Origin of the sequence: Microbacterium sp. NPDC087591 (genome assembly GCF_044743625.1) — a bacterium.
Taxonomy (GTDB): domain Bacteria; phylum Actinomycetota; class Actinomycetes; order Actinomycetales; family Microbacteriaceae; genus Microbacterium.
Genome location: NZ_JBIUWU010000001.1, coordinates 1,615,651 through 1,640,972, shown reverse-complemented (window position 1 = coordinate 1,640,972; position 25,322 = coordinate 1,615,651). Strand labels below are relative to the sequence as shown.

The following is a 25,322-nucleotide window of genomic DNA, read 5'->3' as shown; positions in this document are numbered from 1 at the left end:
TCATTATCGCGGTCGTGCATCGGGAGATGCACCTTCCCTGCGCCGCGAGTGCTGTGGTAGCGTCCTCATCATATGACAGCGATGTCATATCGTCACGCGGTCTCATCGGAGGACCCGCGGCAGACGGACGACACACAGCAGTGGAGTTTGAGGAGCAACCATGAGGGTCCCCAGCCCGAGGAATGCACGACGCGCCCGCCGGTCATGGGCGGCGGCCGGCGTCGCGGTGACCGTGAGCCTGGCCATGCTGACGCCGGTCCAGGCGTCCGCCGCGACCGGTTCGACGTTCGCGTCATCGTTCGAGTCGACTGACGCCGCGCCCGCCCTGAGGGGCACCGGCGAGGCGATCAACGTCACCGGCAGCCAGTTCGCCCCCGGCAGCGTGCTCGGCGGCGTCACCGCCGTCACGGCATCCGCCCAGAACACCCCGAACGAAGGTGCAGCCTTCGTCGCCGACGGCAATGCCTCCTCGAAGTGGCTCGCCTTCACCAACAAGGCGTGGGTGCAGTACCAGCTCGCGCAGCCGCAGCCCATGGTGCGCTACACGCTCACCTCCGGCAACGACGAGCCCGACCGCGACCCGAAGGACTTCCGGGTGCAGGGCTCGAACAACGGCACCGACTGGGTGACCGTCGACGAGCGCAGCGGCGAGCTGTTCAGCGGCCGCGGCGAGACCCGCACCTTCACCCTCACGACACCGAGCGAGGCGTACACGTACTACCGCCTCGACGTGCTCGCCACCAAGACTCCCAGCAAGAACATCGTGCAGTTGGCCGGGTGGGAGCCCATCGCCGTCGACGGCGCGACGCCAGAGCCCGCCGACCTCAAGCTGCAGATCGGCAACGGCCCCACCAGCTCCGACACGGCCAAGACCGGCGTCGGCTTCACCGGCACGAAGGCGCTGCAGTACACCGGACGCCACCTCGCCGCCGGCCCCGCCTCGTCGACCAGCGTGCTCTACGACGACGTCGACCTCGCGGTCGTGGATGACAGCGAGCTGTCGTACCTCGTCTTCCCGGTGCTCGACGGCGAGCAGACCTACGCCGCCACGTTCGTCGCGGTCGACCTGACCTTCGATGACGGCACCTCACTCTCCACCAGCGGAGCGGTCGACTCCTACGGCTACGGCGCGAACGCGCGGCAGCAGGGTCAGGCCAACGTGCTGTGGCCGAACCAGTGGAACAAGGTGACGGTCGACCTCGGCCAGTTCGCCGGACGCACGGTCGACGACATCCTCTTCACCTACGACCACCCCGGCACCGACGTCACGGGCGTCGAGGTTCCCACCGGCGACACCGCCTTCAGCGGATGGCTGGATGACGTCGCGATCGGCGCGGCGGAGGAGCTCGACACCACCGACGGACTCGTCTCCTACGTCGACACGCGCCGTGGCACGAACTCGACCGGCGGATTCTCGCGCGGCAACAACCTGCCGGCGACCGCGTGGCCGAACGGCTTCAACTTCATCACCCCGATGACCAACGCCGACAACGTCGGAACGATCTACCAGTACCAGCGCGCCAACAACGCGCAGAACCTGCCTGCGCTGAACGGCATCGGCTTCTCGCACCAGCCCAGCATCTGGATGGGCGACCGCAACCAGATCGCCGTGCTGCCCGCCGCGAACGCGAACCCCACGTCGTCGCTGAACGACCGCAAGCTCACGTTCCACCACGAGAACGAGACCGCGCGACCCGACATCTACGGCGTCGAGTTCGACAACGGCATCAACACCGAGGTCACCGCGACCGACCACGGAGCGATCTACCGCTTCGAGTTCACCGGCGACGCCAGCTCCGTGCTGATCGACCAGCTCGTGAACAGCTCGAAGCTCACCATCTCGGGTGACACCGTGAGCGGATGGGTCGACGGCGGATCCGGCTGGCCTGGGCGCACGCGCATGTTCGTCTACGGCACGTTCGACCGCGAGCCCACGGCATCCGGTGCGACCACCCGGGGCGACCGCAACGGCACCGCACGCTACGCGGCGTTCGACACCACCACCGACCGCACGGTCGAGCTGCGTCTGTCGTCGTCGTTCATCTCGCAGGACCAGGCGAAGGCCAACCACGGCTTCGAGCTCGAGGGCGTCTCGTTCGACCGGGCTCACAAGGCGGTCCGCGATGCATGGAACGAGCGGCTCGGCGTCGTGCATGACGTCAAGGGCGCGAGCGACACCCAGCTGGTGACGCTGTACTCGAGCCTGTACCGCCTGAATCTGTACCCCAACTCGCAGTTCGAGAACACGGGCACGGCCACCAAGCCGGTCTACAAGTACGCCAGCCCGGTCTCCGCGACCAGTGGATCGGCGAGCGACACGCAGACGAACGCGAAGATCGTCGACGGCAAGATCTATGTCAACAACGGCTTCTGGGACACGTATCGAACGGCCTGGCCGCTGTACTCGCTGCTCTACCCCGACGTGACCGAGGAACTGGTCGACGGTTTCGTGCAGCAGTACCGCGACGGCGGATGGGTCGCACGCTGGTCCTCCCCCGGCTACGCCGATCTCATGACCGGTACGAGCTCCGACGTCGCGTTCGCCGACGCCTACCTCGCCGGTGCGCTCAGCACCGACACCGCACTCGAGGCGTATGACGCCGCGGTCAAGAACGCCACCGTGCTGCCGGAATCCAACGCCGTCGGTCGCAAGGGGCTCGGTCAGTCGATCTTCCTCGGCTACACCGAGGCGAGCACCCATGAGAGCGCTTCGTGGGGCCTCGAGGGATACATCAATGACTTCGGCATCGCCGAGATGGCGAAGGCCCTCTCGGAGGACCCGAAGACGCCGTCCGACCGCGTCGCGCAGCTGAAGGAGGAGGCGACCTACTTCGAGGCACGTGCCGAGCACTACGTCGAGATGTACAACCCGGAAGCCGGTACGTTCACCTCGCGCAACGCGGACGGCAGCTGGACCTCCGGTGCCGACTTCGACAAGAAGGCCTGGGGCGGTGCCTTCACCGAGGCGAGTGCCTGGACCTTCGGGTTCCACGCGCCGCACGACGTCGACGGTCTCGCCGCGCTGTACGGCGGACGCCAGGGGCTCCTTGACGTGATGCACGACTTCCTCACCACTCGCGAGAAGGCGGACTACTCCGGCATCCACGAGGCTCGGGAGGCGCGCGACGTGCGCCTGGGCATGCTCGGCATGTCCAACCAGATCGCGCACCACATCCCCTACGTGCTCGCCGAGGCGGGTAACCCCTCGGGGGCGCAGGAGCTGATCCGCGACATCCAGGACCGCCTCTTCGTGGGTTCCGACATCGGCCAGGGCTACCCGGGCGATGAGGACAACGGCGAGTTCTCGGCCTGGTACGTGTTCTCGGCCCTCGGCTTCTACCCGCTCGAGGTGGGATCGGGGAACTACACGATCGGCACGCCGCTGTTCGACAGCGCGACGCTCTCGATCGGTGACACGGACCTGGTCATCAACGCTCCAGGAGCGTCGACGGGCAAGGACTACGTCGCCGGGGTCAGCGTCAACGGCACGGCCATCGACTCCACCACGTTCGACGGAGACCTGGTGCGCGAGGGAGGAACTCTCGACTTCACGATGAGCGCTGAGCCGTCCGCCTGGGGTGCCAAGGACCTCGGCGAGAAGCTGGAGGTTCCCACCACGCTGGTCGACGCCACGAAGGTCGGCCGCGGCACGCTCACGGCCACCGACGGCACGCCCGTCGGCTCGCTGGTCGACGACAACATGAACTCCAAGGTCACGTTCGCGGGCGACTCGACCGAGCTGGTGTGGACCTCGCAGTCCGGACCGGTCTCGATCGGGCAGTACACGCTGACCAGTGCCGCGAAGGCGGATGCCCCGTCGAGCTGGACGCTGGAGGGATCGGTCGACGGCACGACGTGGACCGAGATCGACAGCCGCGAGGGCGAGACGTTCACCTGGGACACCCAGACCCGGCCGTTCACGGCTCAGAACGCGGATGGCTTCACGAGCGTGAAGCTCACGCTGACGTCGAAGAGCGAGGCGCTGGCGCTGTCGGAGGTCGAGCTGTTCGCTTCGGCGTCGGATGCCGACGGACTCCAGATCTCGGCCGGCGCCCCGCAGCGGGTGAAGGTCGACACCGAGTTCACCGGTTCGCTCGCGACGATCGTCGGCACCGAGACGGAGGCCTCCGGCTACACCGTCACGGTCGACTACGGCGACGACACCGAGGTGACCGACGTGAAGCTGGTGCGCGACGACCTGGGCGGCTGGAAGGTGAGCGCACCGCACACCTTCACGGCTCCCGGCACCTACTCGGCCGGCATCACGGTGCGCGACTCGAGCGGCGCGGTGGCCCAGACCACCGCGACCGTCACGGTCTACCGTGATGAGACGCTGGTCGGCGCCTTCAACAACGTCTGCATCGGCGACCTGGGCGTCACCGCGGCCAACTGCGACTCGCAGGGTCACGGGTACTACCGCGACAAGCTCGCTGCCGACGGTTTCGTGCAGGGCGAGACCCTGACGATCCCCGGCACCGAGTTGACGTACGACCTTCCGGCGGTGGCTGCGGGTGCGCCCGACAACATCACCGGCGAGGGTCAGATCGTGCGTCTGTCGCTCGGCGTCGGTGCCACTCAGCTCTCCTTCGTCGGAACGGCGACCGAGAGCAACCGCGATTCGCAGGCCGTGCTGCACTTCACCGACGGCAGCACGCAGACGGTGACGATCAGCCTGGGCGACTGGGTCGGAGCATCCGGCAACCCGTACAAGCAGAACACCGTGCTGACGATCTCGGAGGGCCGTCTCTCCGGAACGGGGGCGGAATCGGGAGGAGCCAAGAACACGGCGATCTTCGCGACCGCGCCGATCACGCTCGATGTCGATGACGAGGGCGCGCCCAAGATCGTCGAGTCGCTGACGATGCCGAAGGAGTCGGGTTCATTGAACGACGGACGCGTGCACATCTTCGCCGTCGGCTCCGACGGCGACCGCTCGGCCGCAGCACCGCTGCAGGTCGAGGCCGGCACCGTGTCGGGCCAGATCGCCGGCGAGGCGTTCGACGCGACGCTCGCCACGGTCACCGGAGGTGCCGGAGACAGCACCGCGATCGTCAACTGGGGTGACGGTTCTCCCGTCACCGCGGTCGAGGTCGAAGACGGCGCCGTCGCCGCAGACCACACCTACGCCACGGCGGGTACCTTCACGGTGACCGTCACGGCGGACGACGGTGTGCAGTCGGCGGATGCGACGCTCGAGATCGCGGTCGAGGAGCCGGAACCCGAGTACGCCCCGGAGATCGCGGCACCCGAAGAAGCCCACCCCGGCGACTCGGTCGAGATCACCGGCACCGGCTTCGCCCCCGGCGAGAACGTGTCGATCCGCATCGACGACGAAGAGCCGGTGGTCGTGAAGGCCGATGGCGACGGAGCGATCCGCGGCGACATCATCGTGCCGGAGGATGCGGTGGACGGCGATCACCCCGTGGTGGCGCTGGGCGACGTCTCGAACGTCGAAGCCCGGACGTCACTCCGGGTCGCCGCCGAGACCTCGGCCCCGAAGAGCACCTCGGTGACCCTGGCCGCGGGCTCAGACGATCCCGTCGCCGGAGAATCGGTCGCACTCACCGCGACGGTCACCCCGGCCGACGCGGCGGGCAAGGTCGACTTCTTCGAGGGTGACACCGTGGTCGGCTCCGCCACCGTCACCGCGGGTACCGCGACGGCCGACGTGCTGATCGCGACCTCGGGAACGCACACCTTCGTGGCACGGTTCGTGCCGTCCGACCCGGAGGCCTACCGCGGCTCCGAGTCGGCGCCGCTCACGCTCGAGGTCCGCGGCACTCCGGTGCTGGAGGCCGAGATCGTGATCGGGGCGAAGAGCGTGGTGCAGGGCGGTAGCGTCGAGGTCATCGGTCGTGGCTTCGCCTCGGGCGAGAGCGTCTCCTTGACGCTGCACTCCGACCCGATCAGCCTCGGAGAGGTCACGGCGGACGGCACCGGAGCGTTCCGGGTGCAGGTGACCGTGCCGGCATCCGCTCCGGTGGGCGATCACACGCTCATCGCGCAAGGCGCTGACTCCGGTCTGAGCGCCGAGGGCGCGCTGCGGGTGACCGCGGCGGCATCCGGTGGCGGCGACGGACTGGCCGGGACGGGCGGAGCGATCCCCCTGACGCTCATCAGCCTGCTGCTGGTCCTGCTGGCCGCCGGTGGCGTGCTCGTCCTCCGACGGCGCCGCGTGGAGTCCTGACCCCCAGGGGCTCCGCAAGACGAAGCCGCCCATCCCGTTCCCCGGGGTGGGCGGCTTCGTCTTCGCAGCGGATGCGGGTACGGCTGCGCTCGATCAGACGACGGTGAGCGTGTGCGGCGCGACGTTCAGACGCTCGCACCCGTCGGCGGTCACGACGACGATGTCCTCGATGCGTGCACCCCAGTCGCCGGCGAAATAGATGCCGGGCTCGATGCTGAACGCCATGCCCTCGCGCAGCACCAGATCGTTGCCGGGGGCGATGTACGGCTCCTCGTGCACCGAGACGCCGATGCCGTGACCGGTGCGGTGCAGGAACGCCTCCCCCAGTCCCGCGGCGGAGAGCACGTCACGGGCGGCGGCATCGACCTGTGCGGCTGTGGCCCCGGGGCGCGCGGCATCGACCGCGGCCTGCTGTGCGCGCACGAGCACCGCGATGCGTTCGGCGGCCTCCGTCGAGGGCTCCCCCACGGCGTACGTGCGCGTGCTGTCGGAGTTGTAGCCGCTGGGCACCGCGCCCCCGATGTCCACCACGACGACGTCGCCGTCCTGGATCACCCGGTCCGAGACCTCGTGATGCGGATCCGCGCCGTTCGGACCCGAGCCCACGATCACGAACTCGACCGTGCGGTGTCCTTCGGCCACGATCGCCTCGGCGATGTCCGCAGCCACCTCGCGCTCGGTCCTGCCCGCCCGCAACCACTCCGGAACGCGCCGGTGCACGGCGTCGATGGCGTCACCGGCACGGCGCAGCTCCGCGATCTCGGCGGCATCCTTGACCATGCGGCTCTCGCGCAGCACGGGGGTCGCGAGTTCGAGCGTGACGCCCAGCCGCTGCCCGATCGGGATCACATGCAGCGCCGGAAGCGCATCCGAGACCCCGACGCGCGTCACGGCGCCCAGTGCCTCGGCGACCAGGTCGTAGGGGTTCTCGCCGTCGACCCAGTCCGCGAGGCGCAGGCCGAGTTCGCCGACCGCGGTCGAGCGCACCTTCGCCAGCTCCATGCGCGGCACCACGACAGTCGGAGCGAGGCCTGGTCCGAGCACGAGCGCGGTCAGTCGCTCGATCGTGTCGCCTTCGACACCCACCAGGTACTGCAGGTCCGGGCCGGGACCGACGATGATCGCGTCGAATCCGGCGTCGGCAGCGAGGGCGGAGGCGCGGTCGAGGCGGGCGGCGTACACGGCTGAGGAGAAGGGCAGAGTGCTCACGGCGTCCACGCTACTGCGCGCTCTCGCCGGTGTCTCCGCCCTTCTCGTGCCGACCGGTATCGTCAGCTGATCGCGAGACGAATGCGCTCTGCGAGCAGCCTTCGGTTCGCAGATGTCAACTCGAGCAGGGCGTACGCCGTCGGCCACATCGTGCCGTCGTCGAGGTTCGAGATGGGCTCGAAGCCGAAGGTTCCGTAGCGCACTTTGAACTTGCTGGCCGGCTGGAAGAAGCAGAGCACCTTGCCGTCCTTGCCCCAGGCAGGCATCCCGTAATAGGTGCGCGGCATGAGGTCGGGGGCGACCTCTGTCACCAGCTCGTGCAGCGCGGTGGCGAGCTTCTTGTCGTTGTCGTCGGAGAGCTTGTCGACGGCGGCCTTGAGGTCGGCTTCACCTTCGGCACGCTGCTCCTCGGGAGTCTTCTTCGCGCGGGACCGCCGGGCCTTGGCCTCCTTGGCCGCTGCCTGCATGGCCTCGCGCTCTTCGGCACTGAAGTTCTTCTCGTTGTCGGCCACGGCCGTTCCTTTCGCGATGCGATCTGTGATGCCTTCAGAGTACGGATGCCGCCGCGGGCTGTGCTTCTCGATTCGTGATCGATCGGAACCGGCTGTGGTCTGACTCACAGACGTCGAGGGCCGGTATCCGGGGCTAGGGTGAAAAGCATGGACCTGCGTGTCGCGGCATACGCGGTCGTCACGGACGACGACGGCCGGCTGCTGCTCGCGCGCTGGACCGAAGGACGCCGGGTGGCCTGGACGATGCCCGGCGGCGGGCTCGAACCGGGCGAGCCGCCGGAGGACGCGGTGCGTCGCGAACTCCGCGAGGAGACGGGCTACAGCGTCAAGGTCGGCGAGCTGCTGGGCGTGCACTCCCGGGTGATCCCGGCCACACAGCGCGTGCAGAAGGCGGCGGAGCCGTTGCATACCCTGCGTATCGTCTATCGCGCACAGGTGACGGGCGGCAAGCTGCGGTTCGAGACCGACGGCTCGACCGACATGGCCGAGTGGTTCTCACGCCGCGCCGTCGCCGATCTGCAGCGGGTCAAGCTGGTCGACATCGCCATGCGGATGGCCGGGATCTACTGATCGGTCAGTCCCGACGCTCCTCCGGAACGGAGATGTCGGCGACGGTGGCGCCGTAGGCGGCGATCAGATCGTCCGCGTCGACGAACAGGCTGAAGCCGTGAGCTCCCGCGCCCATGGCGATGCGCTGACCGACGATCGACTCGTCGGCGTAGATCGGCCAGTCCGTGGTGCTGCCGATGGGTACGATCGTGCCGCGTTCGTACCCGGTCGCGGCCAGGGCGAGCTCAGGTTCGGGCAGCCGCAGCTTGTTCACGCCGACGAGGGCGCGCAGCTTCGGCCACGAGATCGAGCGCCCGCCGGGGATGAGAGCGAACAGGTACTCCCCCTGGGTCCCTGAATCCGTCCTCTGGGTCCCTGAGCCTGTCGAAGGGCGCTTGACGACCAACGTCTTCACGATGCCGGATGCGGGGATGCCGAGCAGTTCGGCGGCCTCGAACAGGCTGTTCGCCGCGGGGCGCTCCCGGATGTCGATCGTCAGGCCGCGAGCCGCCGCGGCGTCACGGACCCGGGCGTGCTGATCGCCCCCGTCACCCGAAGGTGCGGAGGCGGGATCAGAGGAGGTCACGCCTCGGGAGCGGACAGCGGGTCATCGGCGACCCAGAGCTCGTCGTCGGCACGAAGCGCCTGCCATGCCGCGTACAGCACGCCGGCGGCGGCTGCGACACCCAGGATGATCGCGACGACCGAGCCGAGGCCGGGTCCGCTCTTCTGGGGCTTGGTTGCCTTGCGCACCTGCTTCTCGATGCCGAGGCGCTTGGCGTTCGCGACGTCCCACGCGGTCAGTGCGCTGCCGACGACTCCGCCGACGATCGGGACGACCTTGTCGTCGACGACGTGCTTGCCGATCTTGACACCACGGTCCACCACCGGGGCGACCCGGCGGTTGTAGGTGTCCTGGACCACGGGCAGCACCTGCTCGCGACCGAGGCTGCCGAGCTGGCGGCTCGCCTCGCGGGCAACATCGGCGGCGTGTCCGACCAGAACCTGCTGCGACTCCCAGAGCTGGGTCGCGTCGTTCTGCAGTCGGCGCAGTTCCTTCTTCCGCTTGCGGCTGAGGCTCACGATGTTCTCCTGTCGATTGGAGGTGCGGGTTCCCCATCTTGCCAGAAGAGGCTGGATGCGAGGCGGGAAAACACCTCCCCCTTGCCAAGTCGCAGGGTACGCGGTACCTTCTCGTCCCCGTTCGGGTGCGGCAACAAAGCCAATGCATGGGAAGCTCTGCGAGAATGAGGGCATGCCTCACGCCTCTCATGTCGCAACCCTGCACACCAACCACGGTGACATCGTCATCAACCTCTTCGGTGACCACGCCCCTAAGACGGTCAAGAACTTCGTCGGCCTCGCCGACGGCACCCAGGAGTGGACGCACCCCGCCACCGGCAAGCCCGGCGAGGGTCCCCTCTACAAGGACGTGGTCTTCCACCGCATCATCCCGAACTTCATGATCCAGGGCGGCGACCCGCTCGGACAGGGCGTCGGCGGTCCCGGCTACAACTTCGACGACGAGATCAACAACGAGCTGAACTTCAACGCTCCCTACATCCTCGCGATGGCCAACGCCGGCCTCCGCCGCAACGCCATCACCGGCAAGCCGGAGGGCACCAACGGTTCGCAGTTCTTCATCACCACCGACCCGACCCCGTGGCTCCAGGGCAAGCACACGATCTTCGGCGAGGTCGCCGATGACGCCTCCAAGGCCGTCGTCGACGCGATCGGCTCCGTCGCCACCGGCACGGGCGACCGCCCCATCGAGCCGGTCGTGCTGCACTCGATCGACATCGTCGCGGCCTGACGACAGCTTCGGCCGATCCGGATGTCGACGCCTGAGTTCACGAGCAATCGCGACAACTTCTGCTACCGGCATCCGGATCGGCAGAGCTTCGTGCTCTGCCAGCGCTGCCTGCGCACCATCTGCCCGGAGTGCCAGACGCCGGCACCGGTCGGGGTCATCTGCCCCGAGTGCATGAAGGAGCAGCGCAAGAACCGCACCCCCGCGCAGAAGCGCGCTGAGCGTCGCTGGGGAGGTCGCGGATCCGTCACCGCGGTGCGCAGCGGCAAGCCGGTCGTCACCTATGCCCTGCTCGCGATCACCTCGTTCATCGGGCTGGTCCAGCTGATCCCGGGGCTCAACGACCCGATCACCCAGGCGCTCGCCTTCTACGCGCCCTATCTGTATCCCTCGCTCTCCCTCTTCCCGTTCGAGCCCTGGCGTCTGCTCACGGCTCTGTTCGTGCACGGAGGGTTCGTGCACCTGGCGCTGAACATGCTGGCGCTGTGGATGCTGGGCCAGAGCCTCGAGCCGATGCTCGGCCGTGCCCGCTACCTCGCGCTGTATCTGATCAGCGGCCTCGGCGGCTCCGTCATGGTCGCGCTCATCGCCCCCGAGTCGCCGACCGTGGGCGCCTCCGGCGCGATCTTCGGCCTCATGGCCGCGCTGCTGATCATCGGACGCCACATCGGTGCGAACGTGACAGGGATCCTCGTGATCCTCGGCATCAACTTCGCCTTCGGGTTCTTCGCCGGCGGCATTTCCTGGCAGGCGCACCTCGGTGGCGCGATCGTCGGTGCGCTGGTCGCCTTCATCCTCACCAGGACGAAGCGCCGCGAACAGCGGACCTGGCAGATCGTGCTGCTCTCCGCGACCGCCGTCGCGCTGCTCGTCATCGTGTTCGTCGTGCCGCCACTGCTGATCCTGGCCTGATCCCGAGTTGTTAACAGGGTTGTTAACCCCTGTGAATAACACCGGTGTAATTCTCCCCAGGTTGTGGAGAGAACTGTGGATAACTTGTTGAGGGCTTGTGGGGTCCTGGGGATCGGTGCTCCCTTCGTTCGCAGAACGGGCACCCTCCCCGCTGCGCGGGTCCCCTCCCGATGCTCACTCCCGGGAGCACCGACCCCCAGGACGGCCGTCCAGCCTCGCCGTGGGGAGGGGGAAAACGAAGGGCCCCTCGCTCTCTGCGAGGGGCCCTTCGGGAAGTGGGGGGTGCGGGTCAGCGCCAGCGGGTGGTCATCAGGAAGCCGATCAGGGCGATGCCCAGGCCGATCGCCAGGTTCCAGTTGTCGAGTCCCGGGATCGGGAACTGCATCCCCGAGATGTAGAACACGAGGATCCACGCCAGACCCAGCAGCATGAAACCGATCATCACCGGCTTGAACCAGACGGCGTTCGGAGCCGCCTCGCCCTCGGCGCGCTCGACGACGGGCTCTTCACTCTTGCGCTCTCGTGCCATTCCGTCATTGTACCCAAGAGTGCTGTCTCGAATCGATGTGGGATCTCGCCCCTGCTCGGCTTCTGTTCAGCACCGGGCGATAGGATCACGGCCATGACTGCATCCGTCGCGCCTGGGGGGCGACGCTCGCATCGCTCCCGGCCACGATCCAGGGCGACCTTCGCGAGCGTCCTCGGGGAGCTCCTGCTCACCGCCGGTGTTCTCGTGCTGTTGTTCGTCGCCTGGCAGATGTGGATCGGCGACATCATCATCAGCGCCCAGAAGAACGAGGAAGGCGCCGCCATCTCCGCGGAGTGGGCCGCAGCCCCGGCCCCCGACCTTCCGCCCCTGATCGAGAAGGACGACGGCACGACCGAGTACGAGCCGGTCATCCCCGCCGCCCCCGCCGACACCGAAGAGCTGGGGCGCATGCACGTGCCGCGGTTCGGCGCCGACTACAACTTCGGCATCTACGGCGGCACCAGCCGCGCACGCACCCTCGACGACCTCGGCATCGGCGTCTACACGAACTCGAAGATGCCCGGCGAGGTCGGCAACTTCGCGATGGCAGGGCACCGCACCACGTGGGGCAAGCCCTTCAACCAGCTCGACAAGCTGCAGCTCAACGATGCGATCGTGGTCGAGACGCCGGACGGCTGGTTCACGTACCGTTTCCGCACGCTGGAGTACGTGAAGCCCACGCAGACCGACGTGCTCGCCGACGTGCCGCAGATGCCCGAGGTGCAGACGGGGGAGCGCTACATCACCCTCACCGCCTGCTCGCCGCTGTACTCGCTCGCCGAGCGCATCGTCGCCTACGGGGTCTACGAGAGCTTCCAGCCCCGGGCTGAAGGTCCGCCGAAGGCGCTGACCGATCCGCCGCCGCCTCCGGCCGCACCGTCGGTGTAGGTTGTGGAAAGCGACGAGGGAGAAGACTGATGTACGCCGGACTCTGGCGCCTGTTGCCCGGCCCGTGGTGGGTGCGACTGCTGATCGTGCTGATCGTGGTGTCCGCCGTGCTCTACGCCCTCTTCTACTACGTGTTCCCCTGGGTGAGCCCGATCATCTCCCCTGGTGAGATCGACCTCGAATGATCCGGGTGCTCGTGGTCGACAACCACGACAGCTTCGTGCACACCCTGGTCGGCTACCTGCAGGAGCTCGGCGCCCAGACCACGATGATCGAGTCGGATGATGTCGATGCCGCCGGGCTCGCGCAGCTGCTGCCCGACTTCGACGCCCTGATGCTCTCGCCCGGCCCCGGTTCTCCGGCTGATGCCGGTGTCTCGCTCGAGGCTGTACGGATCGCCGCACGCACGCGTCTGCCGCTGCTCGGCGTGTGCCTGGGGCATCAGGTGGTCGGCGCCGCCTTCGGAGCACCCGTGACCGAGGCGCCCGAGCTCATGCACGGGATGGTCTCACCGGTTCATCACGACGGCTCGCTGCTGTTCGCCGGGCTCCCGTCTCCCTTCGACGTCGGTCGCTATCACTCGCTCGCCCTCGCCGAGGCGGAACTGCCGGCGGAGCTGAGAGTGACCGCGCGCACCGAGAGCGGAACGGTCATGGGCATCTCCCATGTGGAGCTGCCGATCCACGGCGTGCAGTTCCACCCCGAGAGCGTCCTGACCGAGGGCGGTTACCGGCTGCTGGCGAACTGGCTCGTGTCCATCGGCGATGCCTCCGCCGTCGAGCGGGCCGAGGAACTGCACCCGCTGGCGCGCTGAGTCCTACTCGCCGGTGCAGTACCGCAGTTCGACGGCCGACCCGATCGGCACGTCACCAGGGGCCACCGACATCGAGACGACGGTGGGCGGGTCGGTCGCCGGGCAGTCCGGCGATTCGACGGGCGTCGCGGTGAGCCCGAGCGATTCGAGGTTCGTCGTCGCTGCGGCCAGCGTCCATCCCGCGAGATCCGTGAGCGTGACCTTGCCGCTCGCGACGACCAGATTGACCACGGTACCCGGCGCGACCTCCGCGGCTTCCTTCTCGCTGGCGGAGATCACGGTGTCGGCTGCGATCGACTTGTCGTTGCGTTGGATCACGGTGCCCAGTTCGAGTCCGGCGCTGGTCAGCGCCCGCTCCGCATCCGCGAGCGACATCCCCTCCAGCTGGGGAACGGTCGACGTCTCGACGCCGGACGACACGTAGAGGGTGACGGTGTCTCCCTCACTGACCGTCTCTCCGGCCTCGGGATCGGTGCGGATCACGTTGCCTTCGGTGATGTCCGTACTCGTCTCGACCACGAGCTTCGTGGTGAGGTCCAGATCAGAGAGGTCGGACTGTGCCCGTTCCGAGGAGACGTTCACCAGATTCGGCACCACGCGGGACGTGGTGGGCACCTCGGGTGGGCGCATGCTGATGGTCCACACCCAGAACAGCACGGACGCGAGGAGCACGGCGAGAAGAGCGACGCCTGCCCAGATCCAGGCGACGGGGGGACCAGACTGCGTGCGGGCCATGGTCGTGTCGGTGCTCAGCTGGCGCAGAGACCGCGCAGTCTCCTGCGCCTGGCGCGGGCTCGGACCGTACAGCTCACTGGTGAGGGCGCCGAGTTCCTTGCGGCTCGGTGCGTGGCCGCTGACCGCGCCGTCGAGCGCCGCGCGGAAGTGCGCGGCATCCGGGTAGCGCTGGTAGGGGTCCTTCGCGAGAGCGCGCAGCACCACGGGGTCGAGGGCGCCGGGGGCATCTTCATTGACCTCGGTCGGAGGGAGCGGCGTCTCGCTCACGTGCTGATAGGCGACGGCAACCGGCGACTCGCCGCGGAACGGCTGGCGTCCGGTGAGCAGCTCGTAGAGCACCACGCCGGTCGAGTACAGGTCGGCTCGCGCATCGACCGGCTCGCCCTTCGCCTGTTCCGGCGAGAAGTAGGCGGCCGTGCCGATGATCTGGGTGGTCTCTGCCACGGTCGACGATGAGTCGGACACCGCACGAGCGATGCCGAAGTCCATGACCTTGACCTGGCCCTTCTCGGTGACCATGACATTGCCCGGCTTGATGTCGCGGTGCACGACACCGGCACGGTGCGAGTAGTCGAGAGCCTCGAGGATGCCGTCGGTGTAGCGGACAGCATCCTCCACCGGCACGGGGCCGGAGGCGATGATGTCCTTCAGCAGCGTGCCGCTGATGAGCTCCATCACGATGTACGGAGGCTCGTCGGAGGAGCTGTCGGTGTTCGAGGGGTCGCCGGCGTCGTACACGCGCACGATCGACGGGTGCGACATCCGCGACGCGGCCTGCGCCTCGAGACGGAACCTCGTGCGGAACGCGGTGTCCTTGGCGAGCTCCTGATCGAGGATCTTGATCGCGACCTCGCGGCCGAGCGTCAGATCCTGGCCGCGATAGACCTTGGCCATCCCCCCGCGTCCGATGAGCTCGCCGACGCGGTACCTACCCGCGAGAACGCGTGGCTCTGTCGACACGAACTACCCCCTGGCGAAACTGATACTGAGCTGGAATAAGGCTACCCGTTGCCGTTGCCGTTGCCGTTGCCGCCATCACCTTCGCCGGGGTCGACCACCGGAGCGGTGATCGTGACCGACAGCGGCGGCGAGGCGTCAGACGTGCGCTGGTCACCGCCGGAGCAGAGCCCCTGGTAGCTGGCGATCAGCTGCTTGCCCTCGGCGTCGCCGACCACGATCTGCGCGTTGCGCTGGGTGGCCGGGAAGTTCGGGCCATCGCCGACGAAGGTGCCGTTGGTGAGCGAGACCACATACCCCGAGAGCGTCGTTCCGCTCGGGCAGGTGAATCCGGTTCCCCAGGAGATCGTCACCGTGCTGCCCGCGACCGGGTCGCCGGTCATGACGGGGGTGTCGGTCGGCACCGGGAGGGCCGTCCGTGCGCCGTACACGGTCAGTGCGATCGCGCGCGTGACGTCGACGTTGCCCGAGGGCTCCACGTTGTAGACGCGACCGACCTCGGCATCGGTGGGTGCAGGATCGCCGTCCACGCAGGTGATCTCGCTGGTGAAGCCGTTGTCCTTGAGCGTGCTCGTCGCGGTGGCGCAGTCCATGCCTCGCAGGTTGAGTGCGCTGACGTCGACGCGGGTCGGCTCGGGCTCCGGATCGTCGGAGGGAGTCGGCGGCGGCGTGGTCTGCGTGGTCGTCGGTGCGCCGGACGGCTTCTCGTCGCCATCGCCCTGGTTCATGAGGGCGAAGACCGTTCCGCCGAGCACGAGCACCAGCAGCGTGATCAGGGCGACCAGCGGCCAGGTCCACGGGCTGCGCTTCTTCTTCTTCTCGGTCTCTTCGTCGGTGCCGGCGCCGGTCGGCAGCTGCGCGGTCGTCGGAAGGATGCGAGTGGCGCCGTCGTCGCCGCTGGCGGTGAGCAGGCGCGTGGCGTCGTCATTCGCGGCGACGCCACCGGTGGCGATCGCCGGCACGGCGATGGCCGCGGAGTTGAGGTCGCCGCGTCGCAGGGCCTGCGCCGCGCGCGCCACGGTCGCAGAGGAGGACGGACGGTCGCTCGGCTTCTTGGCGATCATCGCCATCACCAGGTTCTGCACCGGGATCGGCACGGTGGGCGGGAGCGGCGGCGGCTGCTCGTTGATCTGCGCCATCGCGATCGCGACTTGCGACTCGCCCGTGAACGGACGCTTGCCCGCCAGGCATTCGTAGGCCACGATGCCGAGCGAGTAGGTGTCGGTCGCGGGGGAGGCAGGGTGACCCGATGCCTGCTCCGGTGACAGGTACTGCACGGTTCCCATCACCTGACCGGTCGCCGTCAGCGGCACCTGGTCGGCGATGCGTGCGATGCCGAAGTCGGTGATCTTGACGCGGCCGTCTGGCGTGATCAGCAGGTTTCCCGGCTTGATGTCGCGGTGCACGAGGCCGGCGGCGTGCGCCGCCTGCAGTGCGGATGCCGTCTGGGCCACGATGTCGAGCGTCTTGTCGGCGCTGAGCGCACCGTCGCGCTCGAGCACGGTCGACAGGGCTTCACCGGGCACGAGCTCCATGACGAGGTAGGCGCTGCCGTTCTCCTCGCCGTAGTCGAAGACGCTGGCGATGCCCTCATGGTTCACGAGAGCGGCGTGACGTGCCTCCGCACGGAAACGCTCGAGGAACCCGGGGTCCCCCATGTACTCGTCCTTGAGGATCTTGATCGCGACGGTACGTCCGATGACGTGATCCGTCGCCTCCCACACCTCGCCCATGCCGCCGATCGCGATTCGCGACAGCAACTCGTAGCGACCACCGAACGACACACCCTGCGTCGGCCTCATCTGCCCAGCACCGCCTCTATGACCTTCTTCGCAATCGGAGCGGCGATCGTGTCGCCGGATCCTGATTGTCCCTGACCGCCGCCGTCTTCGACGACGACTGCTACTGCGACCGCCGGGTCGTCCGCCGGGGCGAACCCCGTGAACCACAACGTGTGCGGCTTGTTTCCGTTCTCGGCTGTACCGGTTTTACCCGCCACGTTGACCCCGTCTATTCTTGCACCCTGCGCCGCGCCCGTAGAGACGCTCGCGACCATGGCGTCAGCGACCTCGTCGGCCGTGTCCGCCTCCATCGCGCGGCCGAACTCGCTGTTGTCGAACGCACGGATGACCGAGAGGTCATCTCCGATCACGGCGTCGACCATGTGCGGGTTCATGACGATCCCGTCGTTGGCGATTCCCGCGGCGACCATCGCGATCTGCAGGGGAGTGGCGGTGACCTGGCCCTGGCCGAACCCCGTCAGGGCGGTCTGCGCGTCGTCGAGCGCGCGCGGGTAGCTGGACGGCGTCGAGGTGAGCGGCGTGTCGAAGCTCTTGTTGAAGCCGAACTTCTCGGCCATCTCCCGGATCGCGTCGTCGCCGAGCTCCACAGCCAGTTCCGCCATGGGGATGTTGCAGCTCAGGCGGATGGCCTCGGCGATCGTGACCGTTTCGCCGGGGCCGCAGGCGCTGCCCCAGGCGTTGGACACCTTGTTCGACGAACCGGGGAGCGTGTAGGAGGCCGGGTTCGGCAGCGTGGACTCGGGTGTCCAGTCACCGCTCGCGAACGCGGCGGCGGCCACGACGATCTTGAACGTCGACCCCGGTGGGTTCAGGTCTCCGGCGATCGCGCGGTTCGACAGGGGCTTCGACGGGTCGGCGGCGAGCTGCGCATAAGCGGAGTTCGCGGCATCCGCATCGTGGGTCGCGAGCAGGTTCGTGTCGAAGCCAGGCGTCGAGACCATGGCGAGAATGCGCCCGGTCTTCGGCTCGATCGCGACCACGGCTCCGGTGAGGCCGTCGAGTGCCTCGTAGGCCGCGCGCTGCGCCGCCGTGTCGAGCGTGAGCTCGACACTGAACCCGCGCTGCGGCTGGCCCGAGATGATGCGCTCGATCTCGGCGAAGAACGCGTTGGATCCGGTGCCGGACAGGTCGGTGTTCATGGCCTGCTCGATGCCGGTGCTCGAGCCGAGCGCCGCGTTGAAGTAGCCGGTGACGGGTTCCCACATCGCGGCATCCGTGTAGACGCGCTGGAACTGATACTGGTCGTCGCTCGGCACCGAGGTCGCGATCGCGGTGCCGTCGACGATGATCGAACCGCGCTGGATCTCGTAGCTGTCCAGTCGTGTGCGCTTGTTGTTCGGGTCCTGCGCCAGCGCATCGGCCTCGACGACCTGGATCCAGCTGGTCGCGGCGAACAGGGCGATGAACATGAACAGCATCACGATGCTGAGGCGGCGGAGTTCGCGGGTCATGAGGCATCACCGCCTGTGAGGTTCAGAGACCGACGCGGGTGGAGACGGGTCATCCGATCACCACCCGGGGCTGGCGGCGCACGCCGTCGGAGATGCGCAGGAGCAGCGCCACGATGAGCCAGTTGGCCACGAGCGAGGAACCTCCTGCGGCGAGGAACGGCGTGGTCAGGCCGGTCAGCGGGATGACCCGTGTCACGCCGCCGACCATGATGAACACCTGCAGTGCGATCGTGAACGAGAGCCCCGTCGCGAGCAGCTTGCCGAAGTCGTCCTGACCAGCGAGGCCGATGCGCACGCCCCGGCTGACGAACACCATGTAGAGGCAGAGGATCGCGAAGAGCCCGATCAGGCCCAGTTCCTCGCCGAGACTCGTGATGATGTAGTCGCTGTGGGCGAGCGGGGTGACCTCCGGGCGGCCCTGGCCCCATCCGGTGCCGATGAGTCCGCCGCGAGCCAGGCCGAACAGTCCCTGCATCGGCTGATAGCCCGCGCCATCCGGGTCGACCTGGTTCGGGTCGAACAGGAACAGCCAGTTGATGAAGCGTCCGCGCACATAGCTGAGGATCTGCGTGGCCACCGCGACGCCGGCGACCACCAGGGTCAGGCCGATCACGACCCAGCTGGTCTTGCCCGTGGCGACGTAGAGCATCGCGACGAACATGCCGAAGATGAGGGTTCCGGTGCCGAGGTCGCGCTGCAGCACGATGATGCCGAGCGAGATGACCCAGACGACGAGCACCGGTCCGAGTTCGCGCATGCGCGGCCAGGTCATGCCGAGGAAGCGCGTGCCGACCGAGGTCAGACTCTCGCGGGTGCGCACGAGGTAGCCGGCGAAGAAGATCGCGAGGCAGATCTTGGCGAGCTCGCCGGGCTGGAACGCGAAGACGCCGCCGAGCGACACCCACACCGCGGCGTTCGCGTCGGGGATGCGCAGTCCCGGCACGAAGGGCAGCAGCAGGAGCAGGATGCCGGCGAGGCCGAAGATGTAGGTGTAGCGGAAGAGGATGCGGTAGTTGCGGAGCGCGATCACGACCGCGATGGCGCCCGCGAGCGAGATCGCCGTCCACGCCAGCTGCTTCGTGGAGTACGCATCCCATCCGGTGTTCTTGAACGCGATGTCGATGCGGTAGATCATCGCGATGCCGAGCCCGGAGAGCAGCGTCGCGATCGGCAGCACGAACGGGTCGGCGTCGGAGGCCACGGCCCGCAGCACGAAATGCAGCGCGAACGCCAGCACGGCCAGGCCGCCGCCGATGCCGAGCACGACAGGGTCGATGACGCCCAGGGCGCCGAGCTGCACCAGGGTCAGCGATGCACCGGCGATGGCGCAGGCGAACAGCAGCAACCAGAACTCGCGGTTGCGCTGCGTCTGGGGCAGGCGGATGCGCTTGAGGGCCTTGATGACGCTGGTGTCGGCGGAGACGTCGGTGCTCATCCGTCACCTCCGGCCGGTGTCTCGGTCGGCATCGGCAGGGGAGTCGGTGTGGGGGTGGGCGTCGGCAGCGCATTCGCGTCGGCCCCCGCGCGCAGCCGATCGACGATGGCCATCGCATCCGACAACGAGCGCGCCGAGATCGTGCGCTCCACGGAGGCGCGCTGGTACTCGGGCAGGTTCGCGAGCAGGATGTCGGTGTCCTGCACGGGAGTCGACAGGGTGATCGGCCCGATGTTCTGCTGCACACCCTGGAAGATCACGACGCTGTCGTCGTCGGCGCCGATGAAGTAGCGCGTCTGCGTCCAGCTGTAGGCGGCGAAGGCCGCGAAGCCGAGCATCGCGATGACGACGAGCACACCGGCGATCCAGCCGAGGCGGCGGCGCTTCGCACGGCGACGGTCCTCTTCGATGAGCTCCTCGAGGTACTCGGCCGCGGGCTCGAAGTGGCTCGGCTCGTTCGCCGCCTGGCGCACCGGGTGCAGCCAGTTCGAGCGGGCAGGGCGGGCGGAGGGCACCAGCACGCCGGGCGGGTTCGACGCGGCACCGACGATCGTCGGGGTGCCGGAGGAGAGCGGGTGGTGTCCGCCCACGTCCACCAGCACGATCGTGACGTTGTCGGGCGCTCCGCCGTCGAGGGCCTGCTTGAGCAGATTGTCCGCCGTGCGCCCGGGAGCCATGCCCAGGCGCATCGCCTTGAGCACCCGGGTCTCGTCGACCACGCCGGAGAGCCCGTCGGAGCACAGCAGCCAGCGGTCGCCGGGTTGCGTGTGCATCACGAACAGGTCGAGCTCGGGGTCGGAGTCCATGTCGCTGAGCACGCGCATGAGCACCGAACGGCGCGGGTGGTAGCGCGCCTCCTCGGGGGTGATGCGACCGGAGTCGACCAGACGCTGCACGAACGTGTGATCGGTCGTGATCTGCGTCAGCGCATCGTCGCGGTAGAGGTAGATGCGCGAGTCGCCGATGTGGCCGATGACGGCGTAATCGTCGACCATGATGATCGCGCTGACCGTGGTGCCGAGGCCGGCGAGCTCCGGGCGCTCCTTGGCGGCGCGGATCAGGTCGCCGGCGGCCGTGGTGACGGCGGCCTGCAGTGATGCCTGCGCATCCTCGGTCGAGGCGTAGCCCTGGTCGAGCGGCTCGAGGTGCTGGATCGCGATGCTCGAGGCGACGTCACCGCCGGCGTGGCCGCCCATGCCGTCGGCGACGGCGAACAGGTTCGCTCCGGAGTATCCGGAATCCTGGTTGTTGGAGCGGACCTTCCCGGTATGGGAGATCGCAGAGCTCGAGCCTTCGAAGACCATGCCGGGGTCAGGCTCGCAGCTCGAAGGTCGTGGCGCCCACCTTGACGGGCGTGCCGAGCGAGAGGGCGACGGGGGACCCCGAGACCCGCTGGCCGGCGACGAAGGTGCCGTTGGTGGAGTCGAGGTCCTGGATCGCCCAGCTGTCGCCGCGCAGCATGAGGCGCGCGTGGTGGCTGGACGTGTAGTCGTCGCGGATGACGAGAGCCGATTCGCTGGACCGACCGATCGTGAGGGAGTCGGTGCCGAGAGGAAGCTCCAGCCCCGCCTTGGGGCCGGACGTGATGACCAGGCGCTTCGCCGTCGCGATCGTCGCCGGACCGGTCGAGGGCTTCGCGGATGCCGGCCTCGGGGTCGGTGCGGGGGTCGGGCTGGCGCCCGCCGCAGGAGCTCCACCCGCCGTGGCCTCGACGGGGAGCTTGCGCACCTTCACGCCGAACAGGTCGGCGCGCAGGGAGTAGATGACGCCGAAGACGAAGAACCACAGCACGATCAGGAAGCCGATGCGCAGCAGGAGCAGGACGAGTTCACTCATGACAGGGCTCCGAACGCCCGGGTGGAGTCATCCGTCGGACGGGAAGGGGATGCGACAGGGACGATCTTGAACACCAGGTCGGTGCGGCCGATCGTGATCGTGGTGTCGCTGGGGAGGGCTGCTTCGCGCAGCTTCTGACCGTTGACCTTGGTGCCGTTGGTGGAGCCGAGGTCGCGCATCATGGCTCGCTCGCCGTCCCACAGGATCTCGGCGTGCTTGCGGCTGGATCCGGCATCCGCGATGGTGATGTCGGCATCCGTTCCCCGGCCGATGACCGTGCGGGCGCGGGTGATCGAGTGACGGCGACCGTCCACATCGACCACGGCCTGCCAGCTGACGCGGCCTTCGACGGTGCCGGAGCTGACGCGCACGGTGCCGGTGGCGACCTTGTCATCCGGTTCGAGCGAGATGGCGAGTGGGCCGGCGAAGCTATACCCCTGCGACTTCGAGTGCTTGGTGAGCAGAGCGTGCAGCTCGTCGGTCAGCGCGCCGCCGAGGCCGCGCATGCGGTCCGCGTCGTCGGGGCTGAGACGCACGACATAGCTGTTGGGCGCGATGATGCGATCGCGGCTCACGACCGCGGCCTTCGTATCGGCTTCACGCCGGAGTGCCGAAGCGATCTCCACCGGCTGGATGCCGCTGCGGAAGGTCTTCGCGAAGGCGCCGTTCACGGCGCGCTCGAGACCCTTCTCAAAGCTGTCAAGTAGTCCCACTGGGCTCCTCTGGCATGCCAACTGGTAGGGACATCGTAGCCAGGTGACCTGGAAGTGCGCCCCGCAGCGGCGCTGTGGGGCGAAATCCGGGCGCGTCCAGGGCCCAGAACTGCGGGATGCTGCGCTGATTTCTCCGTGCTCCAGACGCGTGATATCCTCGCAAAGTTGAGTTCTTCGGAACGAGACGCTCGCGCGAGTGGCGGAATGGTAGACGCGCTGGCTTCAGGTGCCAGTGTCCTTATGGACGTGGGGGTTCAAGTCCCCCCTCGCGCACAGCGGGCCCTGTTCGTAAATTCAGGGCCAATTGTTCGTAAATTGAAGAGGCCGGTCAGGCTAAAAAACTGACCGGCCTCTTCTGTTCCCGGTGAAGTTGGTCATGGGATGCTTGCCTCGAGCGAGAGGCATACGAAGACCGTGAAAACGCCGTTCCAGCTTCGAGCGCACCATCCCGACAAGCATCCGTTGCTCACCGACGGTCGTGCGGAGCGGGATCTACGGGTGCTCGTCGACGCGCCAATCTGGGCGCGGATTCAGGACAGTGAAGACCTTCCCGACATCCTGCTTCGAACGTTGTTGCGGGTGCGTCGATACCGTCACGAGAGCCGACAACCTCCCGAGCGGGCAGAGCATCGCGTACTCCAGCGAGTTCGTCGGAAGACAGGCCCAGGTCGGTGGCGCCAGCATTCTCTTATCGAAGCAGCGCGCTGAGTTGCTGGCTGGTGAGGGTCTCTTGGTCGTCGACGAGGTGCCCCACTCCGTCTCTGAGGTCGATGGACGCTGTTGGGAGAACAGTTCGGATCCTGCGAGCTGCCGCTCCCGCATCGAGCATCCGGTCGCGCGCGCCGAAGGACGCCGTCACCTGAGCGCGGACGCGGGCGAGCTCCTCATCCGCAAGTTCGGGGAGCGGGTCGGTGCGGGGGGCGAAGTGTGCGAACGTGCGCAGAGCGAACGCATCGAGATCGCGCTGCATCGTCGACCGGTTCTTGGCGTGGGACCGTGGTCCGGTCAGGTACGCCAGCGCCTGACGTCGCCCGCCATCCCCGAGCATCGAGAGCACCCCGGCAAGGACGAGCGGCAGAGTCTTGCGTGGACCGAAACCGCTCGCCGATTGCACAACGAGGTGGGAGACACGCTCCGGCTCGTATGCGGCCAGCGCGGTGGCGATCCAGCCGCCGATAGAGACTCCCACGAAGATAGATGGTCGGTCTACCAGCTCACGATGCACCTCGGCGAGCCACCGCGCTTGCGCGTCCGCTTTGAAGGGAACACGCGTCGCTGTGCTGAGTCCCGCCTCCCCAGGCAGGTCAATTGCATGGATCCGGTACTCGTTCGACAGTCGCATGATGGTCGGAGCCCACGAGACGGCCGTCGATCCTGAGCCATGCAAGAGGATGACGGGCGTTCCATCTTCAGGCCCGGCGCTGAAGGTTGCAACCGGACCAATCGAGGTGGGAGCGGTGCGCCGGACGACGTTCGGCAGGTACTTCTCGATGAGGTCGTTGTAGGAGTCGCGGATCTCGCTCGCGCCGGCGTCTGTCCGGAATCGTCGGTCATCAGTCATCGGTAGCCTCCATCGCATTGCTGATTCTCGTGAGGACGTCCAGAGCCGCGGCGAGGGAGCCCGTCGCGACGACCTGGACAACGCCGCCTTCCGGATCGCGCGCGACCTGTAGCGCCACTCCGGGCGAACCGCCGACGACGTTGAGAAGCGAGAACACTCTCTCCTCCTGACGGTGGTCCGCCGCTTCAATGCGCACAGCGATAGTCGCGCTGACCACCGGTTCGCCATCAACCCTGATGGAGCGCACCTGCTGGATGAGATCCAGATCTTCGACCCGGATCCGATACTGCTTGCCGATGCGCGTCGCTCGCAGCCGACCGCTCCGGATGTATTCACGGATCGTCCTCGGCCGTAGCTGCAACCGTTCTGCAACATCGTCCACGCTCAAGAGCTCGTTCACGTCTCTATTCTTACACAAACGTACGTAAACGGCCATAACAAGGCGCGAATCCAGAACAACCGGGCTGTCTCGTGTTCAGAGGGTCCCGGCAGGTTCCAGGGATGGGGGCATGCGACGCTGACCCCGCCTCCCGGATACGTGCTGTCCGGTTCGCCGTACTAAAAGAAGTACGGCAGCACGGTTTCGGTGGCATGCGGTGTCGCACGCTCTGGCGCACTCTTCCAAGATGATGGCCCAGCTGAGAGCATCGAGTTCACGTTCGTGCGAGAAGACCTCGCAGGCTGAGGCTAGCCACAGTCAGCCGGGGAGGGGTGGCCCGCCTCGGCTGACTGTGGCTCACGCGCCAACTGACGCACGTTGCTCTTGGCATGCTTGAGGATGTGACCGCGGACTATCCCATCGGTCCTCTTCTGGGGCAACTGTCGCGCTCGGGGGAGTAATCAAATCCTCAATTGGAGGACAGCCTGGGAGACATCCTGGGGGTGCGCAACCGCATTTGCACACGGTGACTCTTCCGACAACCTCGAGGTGACGGCTGCGCTTTCGCTGCTCGACGAGCTCAAGCTCTATCTCGACAGCTACATCACCGCCCATGTCGCTACCGACTAAACGGAACCGCGGTCATTGCGACGTTCCTCCTCGCTCTCACCCATGCACCGAAACGCCTCGTCCGAGCTGCTGGGGAGCGACTGCCGATTTCGAGAGCCGTCGACGGCGTCCATCGGACCGGATCCGAGCGATATCGGTGCTCGGCCGGCTGCTCTCCGGTATCGATTGGGTCGTTCAGCGATTCGTCCAAGCGCAGTGACGCAATTTCTCCGCCTCCAAGGCAGCGAGCGTGGCGGGCGGCGTCCATACGGCGGGCGTGGTCATGGCAGATCGATCTTGCGGTACGGGGAGCCGGCAGACGTAACCACCGACCATATCGAGTCGCGGCCGGAAGTCGACATCGTCGCGGCAGGCGCCAGGCAGCACATCGCGCCCTGGCGGCTGATGCCAGAGCGCGATGCCTCGGTCCGCTG

General features: G+C 67.7%; 21 protein-coding genes and 1 tRNA gene. 8 read left to right on the top strand and 14 right to left on the bottom strand.

Annotated elements, in window-relative coordinates:
* The first annotated feature begins 160 nt into the window (after window positions 1–160).
* Window positions 161–6,187 carry a GH92 family glycosyl hydrolase gene (locus ACIOVG_RS07710; RefSeq protein ID WP_400871118.1) on the top strand — a complete coding sequence of 2,009 codons (6,027 nt, stop codon included), beginning with the start codon at window positions 161–163 and terminating at the stop codon, window positions 6,185–6,187.
* Window positions 6,188–6,280: 93 nt separating this feature from the next.
* Here ACIOVG_RS07710 and ACIOVG_RS07705 read toward each other — a convergent pair whose 3' ends face one another.
* Window positions 6,281–7,396, bottom strand: a complete 1,116-nt coding sequence (locus ACIOVG_RS07705; RefSeq protein ID WP_400871115.1) for a M24 family metallopeptidase — start codon at window positions 7,394–7,396, stop codon at window positions 6,281–6,283.
* Between the two features lie 62 nt (window positions 7,397–7,458).
* The gene (locus ACIOVG_RS07700) at window positions 7,459–7,908 is read right to left on the bottom strand and encodes a hypothetical protein (RefSeq protein ID WP_400871112.1); all 450 of its coding nucleotides are present in this window, start codon (window positions 7,906–7,908) and stop codon (window positions 7,459–7,461) included.
* Window positions 7,909–8,055: 147 nt separating this feature from the next.
* Here ACIOVG_RS07700 and ACIOVG_RS07695 point away from each other — a divergent pair, with 147 nt between their 5' ends.
* Entirely contained in the window at window positions 8,056–8,478 is a 423-nt protein-coding gene (locus ACIOVG_RS07695) for an NUDIX hydrolase (RefSeq protein WP_141873616.1), read from the top strand.
* 4 nt (window positions 8,479–8,482) lie between these two features.
* Here ACIOVG_RS07695 and ACIOVG_RS07690 read toward each other — a convergent pair whose 3' ends face one another.
* Both ACIOVG_RS07690 and ACIOVG_RS07685 read right to left on the bottom strand, forming a co-directional pair.
* The gene (locus ACIOVG_RS07690; RefSeq protein ID WP_400871108.1) at window positions 8,483–9,043 is read right to left on the bottom strand and encodes an aminoacyl-tRNA deacylase; all 561 of its coding nucleotides are present in this window, start codon (window positions 9,041–9,043) and stop codon (window positions 8,483–8,485) included.
* Entirely contained in the window at window positions 9,040–9,540 is a 501-nt protein-coding gene (locus ACIOVG_RS07685; RefSeq protein ID WP_400871105.1) for a DNA helicase, read from the bottom strand. Before ACIOVG_RS07685 ends, ACIOVG_RS07690 begins: the two co-directional genes overlap by 4 nt.
* A gap of 172 nt (window positions 9,541–9,712) precedes the next feature.
* Between ACIOVG_RS07685 and ACIOVG_RS07680 the strand changes: the two genes are divergently transcribed.
* Together ACIOVG_RS07680 and ACIOVG_RS07675 are read left to right on the top strand one after the other, a co-directional pair.
* A complete protein-coding gene (locus ACIOVG_RS07680; RefSeq protein WP_400871102.1) occupies window positions 9,713–10,270 on the top strand; it encodes a peptidylprolyl isomerase in 558 nt (185 codons plus the stop codon).
* A 21-nt stretch (window positions 10,271–10,291) separates the two neighbouring features.
* Window positions 10,292–11,179: a rhomboid family intramembrane serine protease gene (locus ACIOVG_RS07675; protein WP_400871099.1), complete on the top strand. Its 888-nt coding sequence runs from the start codon at window positions 10,292–10,294 to the stop codon at window positions 11,177–11,179.
* A 289-nt stretch (window positions 11,180–11,468) separates the two neighbouring features.
* Here ACIOVG_RS07675 and ACIOVG_RS07670 read toward each other — a convergent pair whose 3' ends face one another.
* Entirely contained in the window at window positions 11,469–11,708 is a 240-nt protein-coding gene (locus ACIOVG_RS07670) for a cell division protein CrgA (protein WP_029264180.1), read from the bottom strand.
* Window positions 11,709–11,801: 93 nt separating this feature from the next.
* Here ACIOVG_RS07670 and ACIOVG_RS07665 point away from each other — a divergent pair, with 93 nt between their 5' ends.
* Genes ACIOVG_RS07665 through ACIOVG_RS07655 form a run of 3 tightly spaced genes read left to right on the top strand, consistent with a single transcriptional unit; the run spans window position 11,802 to window position 13,410 of the window.
* The gene (locus ACIOVG_RS07665; RefSeq protein WP_400871095.1) at window positions 11,802–12,596 is read left to right on the top strand and encodes a class E sortase; all 795 of its coding nucleotides are present in this window, start codon (window positions 11,802–11,804) and stop codon (window positions 12,594–12,596) included.
* 29 nt (window positions 12,597–12,625) lie between these two features.
* On the top strand, window positions 12,626–12,781 hold the full coding sequence (locus ACIOVG_RS07660) for a DUF4175 domain-containing protein (protein ID WP_141873626.1): 156 nt from the start codon (window positions 12,626–12,628) through the stop codon (window positions 12,779–12,781).
* Window positions 12,778–13,410 (top strand): anthranilate synthase component II, encoded by a 633-nt coding sequence (locus ACIOVG_RS07655; RefSeq protein ID WP_400871091.1) that lies wholly within the window; start codon window positions 12,778–12,780, stop codon window positions 13,408–13,410. The genes ACIOVG_RS07660 and ACIOVG_RS07655 overlap by 4 nt, the downstream gene beginning before the upstream one ends.
* Window positions 13,411–13,413: 3 nt before the next feature.
* Here ACIOVG_RS07655 and pknB read toward each other — a convergent pair whose 3' ends face one another.
* Genes pknB through ACIOVG_RS07620 form a run of 7 tightly spaced genes read right to left on the bottom strand, consistent with a single transcriptional unit; the run spans window position 13,414 to window position 22,339 of the window.
* On the bottom strand, window positions 13,414–15,105 hold the full coding sequence (gene pknB / locus ACIOVG_RS07650) for a Stk1 family PASTA domain-containing Ser/Thr kinase (protein ID WP_400871088.1): 1,692 nt from the start codon (window positions 15,103–15,105) through the stop codon (window positions 13,414–13,416).
* 41 nt (window positions 15,106–15,146) lie between these two features.
* Entirely contained in the window at window positions 15,147–16,904 is a 1,758-nt protein-coding gene (locus tag ACIOVG_RS07645; RefSeq protein ID WP_400871085.1) for a protein kinase, read from the bottom strand.
* Entirely contained in the window at window positions 16,901–18,355 is a 1,455-nt protein-coding gene (locus ACIOVG_RS07640) for a peptidoglycan D,D-transpeptidase FtsI family protein (protein ID WP_400871082.1), read from the bottom strand. Before ACIOVG_RS07640 ends, ACIOVG_RS07645 begins: the two co-directional genes overlap by 4 nt.
* Before the next feature lie 49 nt (window positions 18,356–18,404).
* Window positions 18,405–19,790 (bottom strand): FtsW/RodA/SpoVE family cell cycle protein, encoded by a 1,386-nt coding sequence (locus tag ACIOVG_RS07635; RefSeq protein WP_400871079.1) that lies wholly within the window; start codon window positions 19,788–19,790, stop codon window positions 18,405–18,407.
* A complete protein-coding gene (locus ACIOVG_RS07630) occupies window positions 19,787–21,094 on the bottom strand; it encodes a PP2C family protein-serine/threonine phosphatase (RefSeq protein WP_400871076.1) in 1,308 nt (435 codons plus the stop codon). The genes ACIOVG_RS07635 and ACIOVG_RS07630 overlap by 4 nt, the downstream gene beginning before the upstream one ends.
* 7 nt (window positions 21,095–21,101) lie before the next feature.
* On the bottom strand, window positions 21,102–21,626 hold the full coding sequence (locus ACIOVG_RS07625; protein WP_400871073.1) for an FHA domain-containing protein: 525 nt from the start codon (window positions 21,624–21,626) through the stop codon (window positions 21,102–21,104).
* Window positions 21,623–22,339: an FhaA domain-containing protein gene (locus tag ACIOVG_RS07620; RefSeq protein WP_400871071.1), complete on the bottom strand. Its 717-nt coding sequence runs from the start codon at window positions 22,337–22,339 to the stop codon at window positions 21,623–21,625. Before ACIOVG_RS07620 ends, ACIOVG_RS07625 begins: the two co-directional genes overlap by 4 nt.
* Before the next feature lie 190 nt (window positions 22,340–22,529).
* Between ACIOVG_RS07620 and ACIOVG_RS07615 the strand changes: the two genes are divergently transcribed.
* Window positions 22,530–22,612: transfer RNA gene (locus ACIOVG_RS07615), tRNA-Leu, on the top strand.
* Window positions 22,613–23,027: 415 nt separating this feature from the next.
* Here ACIOVG_RS07615 and ACIOVG_RS07610 read toward each other — a convergent pair.
* Window positions 23,028–23,900: an alpha/beta fold hydrolase gene (locus ACIOVG_RS07610; protein ID WP_400871068.1), complete on the bottom strand. Its 873-nt coding sequence runs from the start codon at window positions 23,898–23,900 to the stop codon at window positions 23,028–23,030.
* Entirely contained in the window at window positions 23,893–24,300 is a 408-nt protein-coding gene (locus tag ACIOVG_RS07605; RefSeq protein ID WP_400871065.1) for a helix-turn-helix domain-containing protein, read from the bottom strand. The genes ACIOVG_RS07610 and ACIOVG_RS07605 overlap by 8 nt, the downstream gene beginning before the upstream one ends.
* Between the last annotated feature and the right edge of the window lie 1,022 nt (window positions 24,301–25,322).